Source organism: Streptococcus sp. HMSC065E03 (assembly GCF_001815045.1).
Taxonomy (GTDB): domain Bacteria; phylum Bacillota; class Bacilli; order Lactobacillales; family Streptococcaceae; genus Streptococcus; species Streptococcus parasanguinis_AD.
In genome coordinates, this window is sequence record NZ_KV818851.1 from 1 (window position 1) to 12,587 (window position 12,587).

The following is a 12,587-nucleotide window of genomic DNA, read 5'->3' on the forward strand; positions in this document are numbered from 1 at the left end:
CGAATTCGGACGTTACTACAAGTTTGATATCCCAGCTACAGTGAAAGCTGACGTTAAAGGCGGAGTAGACATTGAAAATACTGCGGCTCAAGTAGTGAACTACTACAACCCAACTACTAAGAAAGTTGAAAAACCAAACAAACCAACTGAAAAACGTGTAAACAGCGTACCAGTATCAGTAGAATTCAAATTCACGAAACGTTTGGAAGGCCGTGAGTTGAAAGCCAACGAATTCAGCTTCGTATTGAAAGATTCAAAAGGTAAAGTTGTTGAAACTGTAAGCAACGATGCATCTGGTAACGTTAAGTTCTCTAAACTTGAATTCAAGAAAGAACAAGTAGGCGAACACAAGTTCACAGTTGAAGAAGTCAAAGGTACTGACGGAACGGTCACTTATGATGCGATGAAAGCAGTAGTAACTGTAGAAGTTAAACATGACGGAACAGCGAAAGCTCTCATCACTAACGTAACAGATCCAGCGGATAAAGAGTTCAACAACCGTGTAACACCTCCAGAAACTCCAGAATTCAATCCAGAGAAATACATCTTGAATGAATCTAAATTCGATCTTACAGGTGTGAAACTTCTCGACGATGATAAAGAGTTGAAGGATAAGGTTGCGGAAACAAATGCGAACCCTTACGTTGATAAGACTGATAACAACGAAGCTCAAAATATCAATACGAAGACACTCAAGAAAGGTGATAAAGTATACTACCAAGTATGGTTGGATACAACTAAATTCACTGAAGCACACAATATTCAATCTGTAGGTGTAACAGATAAATATGACAGTGCAAACTTGAATGTTAACGGAGCTGATATTAAAGCATACGACTCTGTAACAGGAGAAGATGTGACAGCTAAGTTTGATATCAAGGTTGAAAATGGTGTAATTACTGCAACTTCTAAAGCGGACTTGACTAAGTCACTTGGCGATGCAGAAAATACACAAGTGATCGACACAACTAAGTTGGCCTTCGGACGTTACTACAAGTTTGAAATCCCTGCAGAAATTAAACAATCTGCTCAAGAGGGTGTGGATATCGAAAATACAGCTTCACAAATCGTACACCAATACGATCCAACTAAGAAGACTGTAGAAAAACCAGAAAAACCAACTGAAAAACGTGTAGTCAACATTCCAGTTAAGGTTCAATTCCAATTCACTAAGAAATTGGAAGGACGCACATTGAAAGCTGGTGAATTCAGCTTCGTTCTGAAAGACGAAAAAGGCAATGTGATCGAAACTGTGAAGAATGATGCGGCTGGTAAGATTACCTTCTCAAATCTTGAGTTCAAACGTGGTGAAGAAGGAACTCACCTCTACCATGTAGAAGAAATCCGTGGCACAGATTCTAGCATCGAATACGATAAGATGGTTGCCACTGTGGGTATTATGATTAACAAAGACGGTAAAGTATTGACGGCTATTACTCAGTTGCCAGAAGATACAGAGTTTAACAACACTGTTATTCCGCCAACAACACCGCCAACAACACCGCCAAATACACCACCAACAACACCACCGAATACACCACCGACAACACCGCCGACAACGCCACCAACACCACCAACACCACCAACAACACCGCCAACACCACCAACGCCACCAACACCGCCAACGCCACCAACACCACCAACACCAACAACTCCTCCAGCTCCAGCACTTCCTGAAACTGGTGAAGAACAATCAGCATCTGCTGCATTGTTAGGTGCTGCACTTGGTATGGTTGGCCTTGCGGGACTTGCAAAACGCAAAAAACGCGAAGACTAAAATTGAGGTGACATCGACAAACTTGTTGATGAGGTGACAATTTTAGATCCAACAGGAAGAGGCTTTGCTCGAAAGAGCAAGGCCTCTTTGTTTGGTATTGGAAACTTAGAAAAACATGCATAAATGTGATGAAAAAGTTTCAGTAAAATTCTATATATTCATTTCATTCGGTTACTAGTTTCAGTAAAATTCCATTGACTTGAAGTAGAGAAAACAGTATACTAGTAAAGCAATTTGATCTTTCAAACTGCCGGCAACAAGGGGAATGAATCCACTTTGAATTGGGATACAGTAGGGTTTGGAGTGGTAGTACTTCACACCCTTATTGTCGTCAGTTACCCTAGTAAGACCAGACTTGTGAAACAAACACAGGTTTCTTTTTTGCATAATTATAAAAGCTTATAGAACCCTCCTGCTCCATATAATCAGGAGGGTTCCGTTTTATTTTTAAAAAGCTGGTGATCCAAGAAATATTGTGAATTTCCTATAGGTTCTCCTCCATATTTGTGATACAATTAAACTACTATTATCGAAGGGAGAAACTATGATTAATTCAATTGTTTCACAAGGTTTGATTTGGGCCATTTTAGGGTTAGGAATCTTTATGACGTTCCGAATTCTAGATTTTCCAGATATGACAACAGAAGGTTCTTTCCCGCTTGGAGGAGCGGTGGCGGTGACCTTGATTACCAAAGGGGTCAATCCACTCCTTGCGACGCTGGCTGCTATTGGAGCAGGATGCTTGGCAGGACTTGCGACGGGTCTTCTCTACACAAAGGGAAGAATCCCGACACTCTTGTCAGGGATCCTCGTGATGACGTCTTGTAACTCGGTCATTCTATTTGTCATGCAGCGGGCTAATTTGGGACTTCTGGGCTATAAAAAAATTCAGGAATTTCTTCCTTTTGCCAGTGGGTTCAATGAGATCCTGATTGGCTTGATTTTCGTAACGCTTGTGATCCTTGGTTTGATCTTCTTCTTGGATACACGCTTGGGTCAAGCCTATATCGCGACAGGGGACAATCCAGATATGGCCAAGAGCTTTGGGATCAACACTGATCGGATGGAGTTGATGGGCTTGGTTATTTCAAATGGGATTATTGCTCTTTCTGGTGCACTGATGGCTCAGCAAGAAGGCTATGCGGATGCTTCACGTGGGATTGGTGTCATCGTTATTGGGCTTGCTAGTCTCATTATTGGAGAGGTGCTCTTTTCAAATGTCACCTTGACAGAGCGCTTGCTCAGTATTGCGATCGGATCGATCGCCTACCAATTTTTGATTTGGGCCGTGATCGCGCTTGGTATCAATACCAGCTATATTCGAATCTTCAGTGCCTTGATCTTGGCTATCTGCCTGATGATTCCAACCTTTAAGGGAAAAATCATGAAAGGAGCGAAACTCAGTAAATGACAGCAATTGTAGAATTAAAAAATGTAACCAAAGCCGTGAGCAATGGGATGAACGAAGAAAAAGTCATTCTGGATGATGTTTCCTTGGAAATTCGAGAGCATGATTTTATCACGATTTTGGGGGGCAATGGAGCTGGAAAATCAACCCTCTTTAATACCATTGCAGGGACGCTTCCGGTGAGTAGTGGAAAGATTTATATTTTGGGGGAAGATGTAACCAACTATTCTCCTGAAAAGAGAGCCAAGTACCTATCGCGGGTCTTTCAAGATCCTAAAATGGGCACAGCGCCTCGCATGACAGTGGCGGAAAACCTCTTGGTAGCGAAGTTTCGCGGAGAAAAACGTGGTTTGATTCCGCGTCACTTGGCCAGCTATAAAGAAGAGTTTCAAACAGTCCTTGCTAAGATTGGCAATGGCTTGGAAAATCATATCGATACAGCCGTTGAGTTTCTATCAGGGGGGCAACGCCAAGCTTTGAGTCTGTTGATGGCAACACTGAAACGTCCAGAACTCTTGCTTCTAGACGAACACACTGCAGCCTTGGATCCAAAAACCAGTCAGGCCCTCATGACCTTGACGGATCAGTTTGTGAAACAAGATGCCCTCACAGCTCTTATGATCACTCACCATATGGAAGATGCTTTGAAATATGGAAATCGCTTGATCGTCATGAAAGACGGGCACATCGTCCAAGACCTCAATCAAGAAGAAAAAGCCCAAATGACCATCGCAGATTACTATCAATTGTTTGAGAAAGACTAAGATACAAAGCCCGAAAAATGGGAGTAGGACAGAAGCGACATCACTTAGGTTGTTTGATGTAGAAGTAGTTTGTCTACATGCTAGAGAGTGGGACAGAAATCGGTAATTCGTTAGAATTCGATTTCATCGTCCCACCTCCGCACAGTTGAGTAGGGCTGTAAAAGCTGATGAAATCAGCGTATTAGAGCCCACTCAACCACTGCATCTTGCTCGACATCCAAAAACAATTGAGAGGCTAGGACTTTTGTCCCAGCCCCTTTTCTTTTTCTTAAATCATCTGTAAAACCGCATAAAAATTGGAACTAGTTTCAGCTGAAATCGCTTGCAATTACTTAGGTAGCTGAGTATAATATAGTTAGAAAGATAAAGAAGGGATTGATACCAATGCCTTATCGAGTTAAAATTTAGGTTACTTCGTTTTAGGCCTGTTTTGCTGATATCTGTTCATGCTCTTATCGTAAAAGAGTAGTCATGTCGTGTGTGTCGGATCGGTTGGACGGTCGGGCAAACCTGCTTAGTTTGTCCGGAGACATAAGAAAACGTGGAAATAGTAGGTAGAAGCTTTTTGTAAAGGTTTTCAAACTTCGATGCGTCCAGTCGAAAACTAATCATTTGGATTTAGGATAGCAAAGAAAACCTCTGGTATTTTACACAAATACTATTAAATGAAATCAACATCATAAACATTGTTTTGTTAGCCAAAAGGTTAATTGCACCAAGTCAGTGAAGCAGACCAGGCCTCTAGTCCCGTAAGACTGGAGGCCATTTTTATAAAATACTCAGGAGGAGGTGAGAGTATGGGATTGTCGTATGCGCAAGAATATAGTTGTCGGGACCATTTTCGGCAAAGAGCTTTTGAGCGCTTTGGCGTAGATGATCAGCACTTGAATAAGTGGATCAACCAACACCTCTCCTCCCTCTCTCCTTATGATAGTAATGTGGTTCAACCCGCCAACACAGAAGCCTATGTAGCCAGTGATGGCGTCATCTTTGTCTGCAATATCAAAAGTCGGGAGTTCATCACTTGCTTTAAGGCGGTTAATTACCAAGAATCTAAGGAAGAAGAGGAAGCCTATACGGACATTCACGAAAACAATGTCGCTTCCTTCAAAAAAGATGTGAACCACCTAGTCAATCGCTACCGACTCAAGGAAGCCAAAGAGCTGTTTGAAAACATTGGGGAGGACTTGGATGATTTTTATCGCCTGTCCCAAGCGGTCAAGAACGGCCAATTGAGCGAGCGAAATAGTAAGCGCTTAGAGGAATTGTTAGGCAAGTTTCATGTGATCAAGGCAGCTATGCGGATCATTGAAAATAAACGGGGAGATTACCATCTTTAGGGTCTTTTCCCCCTAAAAATAGGCGCCTAGAAGCCCTCTCATCTACTTCAGATGAGAGGACTTTTTTGCTGTGGAAAGCTTTTTGAAAAAAAGAGAAAAAAATTGTATAATAGAGTGGATATGCAAGTATTTGCAAAGCTGTAATTCGACTTGGGCGACCAAGGACCGTAAGTATTAAAATAATCACACTAAAGGAGACAACAGTGAGTAGTATTAAATTAGTCACTCTTGGCGGTGTTCGAGAAAATGGGAAAAATCTCTACGTTGCCGAAGTGAACGATTCGATTTTTGTCTTGGATGCAGGTTTGAAGTATCCAGAAAATGAGCAACTTGGGGTGGATGTCGTTATCCCCAACATGGATTATCTATTTGAAAACAAGGACCGCATTGCGGGTGTTTTCTTGACCCACGGTCATGCGGATGCCATTGGGGCCTTGCCTTATCTTTTGGCGGAAGCGAAAGTCCCTGTATTCGGGACAGAATTGACCATTGAGTTGGCTAAACTCTTTGTGAAAAGCAATGACAGTGTGAAGAAATTCAACGACTTCCATGTTATTGATCAAAATTCTGAGATTGATTTTGGCGATGCCGTCGTGTCTTTCTTTCAAACAACCCACTCCATCCCTGAAAGTATCGGGATTGTGATTGGCACTCCTGAGGGCAATATCGTCTATACAGGAGACTTTAAATTTGACCAAACTGCCAGCGAGTCATACGCGACAGACTTTGCTCGCCTAGCCGAGATTGGACGCGAAGGCGTACTTGCTCTCTTGAGTGACTCGGCCAATGCGGATAGTAACATTCAAGTTGCCAGTGAGCAAGAAGTAGGCGATGCCATCTTAGATACGATTGCAGACTGGGATGGTCGTGTCATCGTAGCGGCGGTAGCCAGCAACCTTTCTCGGATCCAGCAGGTCTTTGATGCTGCGGCTGAGACTGGCCGTCGAGTGGTCTTGACAGGGTTTGATGTGGAAAACATCGTCCGCACAGCTATTCGCTTGAACAAATTGTCTCTTGCCAACGAAAAACTCTTGATCAAGCCAAAAGAAATGAGCCGTTTTGAGGATCATGAATTGATCATTTTGGAAACAGGCCGGATGGGTGAGCCGATCAATGGTTTGCGCAAGATGTCTATTGGCCGTCACCGTTATGTGGAAATCAAAGATGGGGACTTGGTCTACGTCGTCACAACGCCATCGATTGCTAAAGAAGCTGTGGTGGCTCGTGTGGAAAACATGATCTACCAAGCAGGTGGCATTGTCAAATTGATCACGTCAAGCTTGCGCGTGTCTGGTCACGGAAACGCACGGGACTTGCAGTTGATGATCAACCTTCTTCGTCCTAAATATCTCTTCCCAATCCAAGGGGAATACCGCGAATTGGATGCCCATGCGCGGGTAGCGATGGAAGTTGGTATCTTGCCTGAAAATATCTTTATTCCAAAACGCGGGACTGTGATGGAGTACGAAAAGGGGGACTTCGTCCCTGCTGGTAGCGTCTCAGCTGGAGATGTCATGATCGATGGAAATGCCATTGGTGATGTGGGCAATATCGTCCTTCGTGACCGTAAGGTCTTGTCAGAAGACGGGATCTTTATCGTGGCGCTCACCGTGAATCGCAAAGAGAAGAAAATTATTTCCAAAGCGCGCGTGCACACCCGTGGTTTTGTCTATGTCAAGAAGAGTCGGGATATTCTTCGTGAAAGTTGCGAATTGGTCAACCAAAGTGTTGAAGACTATTTGGCACAAGACAGCTTTGACTGGGGGGAATTGAAAGGTTTGGTACGCGACAACTTGTCTAAGTTCTTGTTTGAACAAACTAAACGCCGTCCAGCCATCCTACCAGTCGTGATGGAAGTGAAATAATAGAAGAAATGGAAACGCTTGGCAGCCAGAGGCTTGCCGAGTGTTTTTAACAGTAGAAAGAGGAAATCAAATGGCAGTTATGCAGATTGAGTATTATTCAGAAGCCTTGAAGATGGAGTGGGGCGTGTCCGTCCTTTATCCTGATGCATCGCGCGTGGAAGATCCAGCGGATACGGATATTCCAGTCCTTTATCTCTTACACGGGATGAATGGCAACCACCACTCTTGGTTGAAGCGAACCAATGTGGAGCGCATTTTGCGCAATACCAATCTGATCGTGGTCCTACCTAATACCAATAATGGTTTTTACACAGATACCCAGTATGGCTACAACTACTACACAGCCATTGCGGAGGAATTGCCAGAGACTCTTTCTCGCTTCTTCCCTAATATGACCAAGAAACGGGAGAAGACCTTTATTGCTGGCCTATCCATGGGTGGCTATGGATCGATGCTCTTGGCCCTCAAGACAAATCGTTTCTCTCATGCGGCTAGTTTTTCCGGTGCTCTGAGTTTCCACGATCGGGACTTTGAAAACAATGACTTGGAGCAACCAGCTTTTTGGAAGGGGATCTTTGGAGAGATTGAGGATTGGACAACTAGTCCCTATTCGCTAGAGACTGCTGCCAAGAAGTTTTCAGATAAGAAGACCAAACTCTGGATCTGGTGTGGGGAGCAGGATTTCCTTTATGAGGCCAATAATTTTGAAGTCAAGGAATTAGAAAAGTTAGGTTTGGATGTCACCTATACCCACAGCCCGGGTAAGCACGAATGGTTCTACTGGGAACGTGAGTTGGAGCACTTTTTACAAACCCTACCAATCGACTTTGAATTAGAAGAAAGACTAAAATAAGATACAAATAGATTGGATATCAGTCAGAGCATTTGTTCTGGCTTTTTTTATATATAGGAAGAAAAGCTAGAAAGGCCACTTATTCATTTCAGTCCTGCTTTCTTTGTGGTATAATAGGAACGATTGAAAAATGAGCTAGAAATAGCGAACAAGATAAGAGGAGAGAAATATGGCAAAAGATATTCGTGTGCGTTATGCACCAAGTCCAACAGGGCTACTACACATCGGAAATGCTCGTACAGCATTGTTTAACTACTTGTATGCGCGCCACCATGGTGGAACCTTTATCATCCGTATCGAAGATACGGACCGCAAACGTCATGTCGAAGACGGAGAGCGTTCCCAGCTTGAAAACCTGCGTTGGTTGGGCATGGACTGGGATGAAAGTCCTGAGACGCACGAAAACTACCGCCAATCAGAACGTTTGGAACTCTATCAAACATACATCGACCAACTCTTGGCGGAAGGAAAAGCTTACAAATCTTACGTTACTGAAGAAGAGTTGGCAGCTGAACGTGAACGCCAAGAAGCGGCAGGTGAAACACCTCGTTACATTAACGAATACCTTGGCATGAGCGAGGAAGAAAAAGCTGCTTACGTTGCAGAACGTGAAGCAGCGGGTGTGATTCCAACGGTTCGTTTGGCAGTGAATGAGTCTGGTATCTACAAGTGGCATGATATGGTCAAAGGCGATATCGAGTTTGAAGGTGGTAATATCGGTGGGGATTGGGTCATCCAGAAGAAAGATGGCTACCCAACTTACAACTTTGCCGTTGTGATCGATGACCACGACATGCAAATCTCTCACGTTATCCGTGGAGACGACCACATTGCCAACACCCCAAAACAGCTCATGGTCTATGAAGCCCTTGGTTGGGAAGCACCAGAATTCGGTCACATGACTTTGATCATCAATTCTGAAACTGGTAAGAAGTTGTCTAAACGGGACACTAACACCCTTCAATTTATCGAAGATTACCGTAAGAAGGGCTACCTTCCAGAAGCAGTCTTTAACTTCATCGCTCTTCTTGGTTGGAACCCTGGTGGGGAAGACGAAATCTTCTCTCGCGAAGAACTCATCAAGCTCTTTGATGAACATCGTCTCAGCAAGTCTCCAGCTGCTTTCGACCAGAAGAAAATGGACTGGATGAGCAATGAGTATATCAAGAATGCGGATCTTGCGACTATCTTTGAAATGGCCAAGCCATTCCTCGAAGAAGCAGGTCGTTTGACAGACAAGGCTGAGAAGTTTGTAGAACTCTACAAGCCACAAATGAAGTCGGTGGACGAAATCGTTCCATTGACAGACCTTTTCTTCTCAGACTTCCCAGAGTTGACAGATGCAGAAAAAGAGGTCATGGCTGGTGAAACGGTTCCGACTGTACTTGAAGCCTTCAAAGCGAAATTGGAAGCCATGTCAGACGATGAGTTTGTGGCAGAAAATATCTTCCCACAAATCAAAGCGGTTCAAAAAGAAACTGGGATCAAAGGGAAGAATCTCTTTATGCCAATCCGTATTGCCGTTTCAGGTGAAATGCATGGTCCTGAATTGCCAGATACCATCTATTTACTTGGACGCGAAAAATCCATCCAACACATTGAAAGTATGTTGGAAAAAATCAGATAATTATCAGAAAAGTCCCTATTAAATGGGGCTTTTTGTTTTACCTCTAAAGTAAAAGCATTATAGGATTTTTTCAAAAAATTGCCCCGGTTTGACAAATTGATCCTACTGAAAACGATTTTATTACTATCTAAAACAAAAATTATAAAAAAATAGCAATAATTAAGGATAATTGCTTCCAAAAATCGACACATTAGTCTATAATGTAAGGGAAATAAAAAATGTAATAAGGAGACAGAAATGTTTTTTAAACGTTCGAACGGTGAATTCCGTGAAACGGATCGTGTGACTCGTTTCAAATTGATCAAATCAGGTAAAAACTGGTTGCGTGCTGCGACTTCTAACTTTGGTCTTTTGAAAGTCATTCGCGGTCAAGTCGAAGAGACTGTTGTAGCTGAAGTGCGTGAAGACGCAGTATCAGTGAAAGAAATGACAAGCCGTGGCTTGCTCAAAGGGATTGTAGCAGCTGGGGCTGTTTTTGGTGCAGCTACAGTAGCAAACACTGCTAAAGCTGATGAAATTGGATCAGATGTTGCAACTGCATCTGAGCTTTCAAGTGAAGCTCTTGTAGAACAAGGAAGTACAGTACTTGGTACAACTTCAACAACAGAATCTCAGTCTGAATCAACAACAGAATCAACAACTGAGTCAACAACAGAATCAGCTAGCGCTTCTGCATCTGCAAGTGCTTCAACCTCTACAAGCGTATCTGTATCTCACTCAGCTTCATTGAGCGAACAAGGTTCAGCAGAACTTTCAGCAGCTTCAAGCGAATCAACTGTAGCAGCTGGCTCTGAAGCAAGTGTAGAAAGCACTACAACAGTAGCGAAAGCTGATGATAAAGTTGTTTTGGAACAAAACACTTCAGAAGCAGCATTGTTGAACAAGATTGCAGGAGACTACTCAGCAACTGTTTCAGCTCCAGAAAAGAAAGCAGCACTTGAAGCTGCTATCGCTAAAGTTCAAACAGAATTGACAGCAAGCAACAGCTTGATCAACGCTAATGCTTCAGCTCAATCATACGCAGACCAACGCGAACGTTTGAGCAAGTCAGTAGATGACATGATGGCAACCTTGACTGCAGCAGGATTTACTGGAAACACAACAGTAAACGGTGCTCCAGCAATTTCAGCTCAGTTGTCACCAATCTCAACAAGCACTAATGGAACGACAGTTCCAGTTATTACAGATGCGAACGGTGCAACGATTGAGGATGCAGCCTTCAGCAAGTCTGGCTATGCTTTGGATCCAAACGCTGATCGTTTCACTTTCGGTGTATGGCAATTCCTTAAAACAGACCATTCTACTGGTGCGAAAACAAACTTTGATTACTATGCTACTCTTGCAGTAGATCGTTCTGCCATCACTGGTAGTCTTTCAGCTAATCCAGATGTTTACTTGCGTATCGTGAAGAAATCTGATGGATCAGAAGTCTACACTCGTACCCTCAAAGCGGGAGAAAGCAACATCTCACTTCCAAGCTACATCACAAACAACAACTCTGATGTAACCAACACTTTGACTTATACAGGTGCTAACGGCACTGATCCAGGAAACGTTACCTTCTCATTGGTAAATGCGAAGCTTGAGTATGAAACACTTCAAATCCGTGATACTAACTATCCTGGTAATGAAGGTGAAGACAAACAAAACGTTCAAACTTCTGTTCCTTATGCAACAGTTGATCAAACAACTCACTATAAGCTTATCCAAGGTAGCTCTACTCCAGGTCAACTATACAAACCTACTGGAAATGAAACAGATCTTGCAAGCTACACACAAACAGGTCTTGCAGGACAACAATTTACAGCTTCAAACAACCGTGATATCCCTGGTTACAAGCATGTAGCTGCTACAACAGATTCTACTCAAAAAACATCTGGTATCCTTGGTAAGGGTGTTGTCGGTCAAAAACTGGTCGAACTTCAAGGTGGAGCCAACCACTACTATGTGAAACGTATTTCTGAAATCGTGGATACAAATGGTTCGACTGTAACGAAATTCTACGCTCTTGATCCATCTCAAGTGAACAATTTTGCTACATCTGATATTGGTACTGAAGATGTATCGAAGTACACACTTATCTACACAAGTAAAGTTAATAAGGCTGGTGAAGAGTGGAAGGCTGACGAGACAAAAGTTACAAAAGTAAACAGTAAAAATGGTGATTACTATCTTGAAGTCAACGAAACTGCTGGAAGTAAATCACTCATTATTACTGGTTGGTCGTCTCCTACTGAGACAGATACTTATAAACAAATGGACGGAACTCTACACACTTATCCACGTCCATTCAAAGGTGCCCCAAGTACTTCATTGACACCTGCTGGTGCTGGAAACAACAGTTACAACGTAATCGCTGGTAAAGTTCCAGAAATCCAAGCAGAAGGATCTGTTGCGAATGATCCAACAGCACCAAATGGTAAAGTATACTCTGATTTGAAGGGTTACACATCATTCTCTAACAACTACTCAATTCCAACTGCGATTAAACCATCAACTGATGTAAATTATTACTTTGAGAAAATGGGTGATTCTGAGTCTGCATCTCAATCACAATCATTCTCAAACTCTGCATCAGAATCCGAAGTAGTATCTAACTCACAATCTGTATCAGAGTCAGAAGTAGTATCTAACTCTAAATCACAATCAGAATCAGAAGTAGTATCTAACTCACGATCTGTATCACAATCAGAGGCTGTGTCTAAGTCACAATCAGAGTCTGAAGTGGTATCTAAATCACAATCTGTATCACAATCACAGGCTGTGTCTAAGTCACAATCTGTGTCACAGTCAGAGGCTGTTTCTAAGTCACAATCTGTATCACAATCAGAGTCAGAAGCACCATCTAAGTCACAATCTCAATCGAATACTGAATCAGCTTCACAATCTATTTCAGAGTCACTTTCTGAATCAGCATCAACATCAGCACAAGAATCTGCAAGTGCATCAGCAT

Annotated in this window: 8 protein-coding genes; all 8 read left to right on the forward strand. The window is 42.8% G+C overall.

The window, feature by feature from the left end:
- The coding region (locus tag HMPREF3002_RS04625) for an SspB-related isopeptide-forming adhesin (RefSeq protein WP_141754489.1) at positions 1 to 1,777 on the forward strand (1,777 nt) is incomplete at its 5' end.
- 544 nt (positions 1,778 to 2,321) lie between these two features.
- The gene (locus tag HMPREF3002_RS04635; RefSeq protein WP_003008955.1) at positions 2,322 to 3,188 is read left to right on the forward strand and encodes an ABC transporter permease; all 867 of its coding nucleotides are present in this window, start codon (positions 2,322 to 2,324) and stop codon (positions 3,186 to 3,188) included.
- Positions 3,185 to 3,949: an ABC transporter ATP-binding protein gene (locus tag HMPREF3002_RS04640; RefSeq protein WP_049474622.1), complete on the forward strand. Its 765-nt coding sequence runs from the start codon at positions 3,185 to 3,187 to the stop codon at positions 3,947 to 3,949. The genes HMPREF3002_RS04635 and HMPREF3002_RS04640 overlap by 4 nt, the downstream gene beginning before the upstream one ends.
- A gap of 797 nt (positions 3,950 to 4,746) precedes the next feature.
- Entirely contained in the window at positions 4,747 to 5,289 is a 543-nt protein-coding gene (locus tag HMPREF3002_RS04645; protein WP_049473337.1) for a hypothetical protein, read from the forward strand.
- A 203-nt stretch (positions 5,290 to 5,492) separates the two neighbouring features.
- Positions 5,493 to 7,154 carry a ribonuclease J gene (locus tag HMPREF3002_RS04650; protein WP_003008950.1) on the forward strand — a complete coding sequence of 554 codons (1,662 nt, stop codon included), beginning with the start codon at positions 5,493 to 5,495 and terminating at the stop codon, positions 7,152 to 7,154.
- Between the two features lie 70 nt (positions 7,155 to 7,224).
- Positions 7,225 to 8,007 carry an alpha/beta hydrolase gene (locus HMPREF3002_RS04655; RefSeq protein WP_070586761.1) on the forward strand — a complete coding sequence of 261 codons (783 nt, stop codon included), beginning with the start codon at positions 7,225 to 7,227 and terminating at the stop codon, positions 8,005 to 8,007.
- Positions 8,008 to 8,176: 169 nt separating this feature from the next.
- Positions 8,177 to 9,634, forward strand: a complete 1,458-nt coding sequence (gene gltX, locus HMPREF3002_RS04660) for a glutamate--tRNA ligase (protein WP_049516302.1) — start codon at positions 8,177 to 8,179, stop codon at positions 9,632 to 9,634.
- A 237-nt stretch (positions 9,635 to 9,871) separates the two neighbouring features.
- Positions 9,872 to 12,587: accessory Sec-dependent serine-rich glycoprotein adhesin (locus tag HMPREF3002_RS04665; RefSeq protein ID WP_141754490.1), on the forward strand; the 2,716-nt coding region annotated here is incomplete at its 3' end.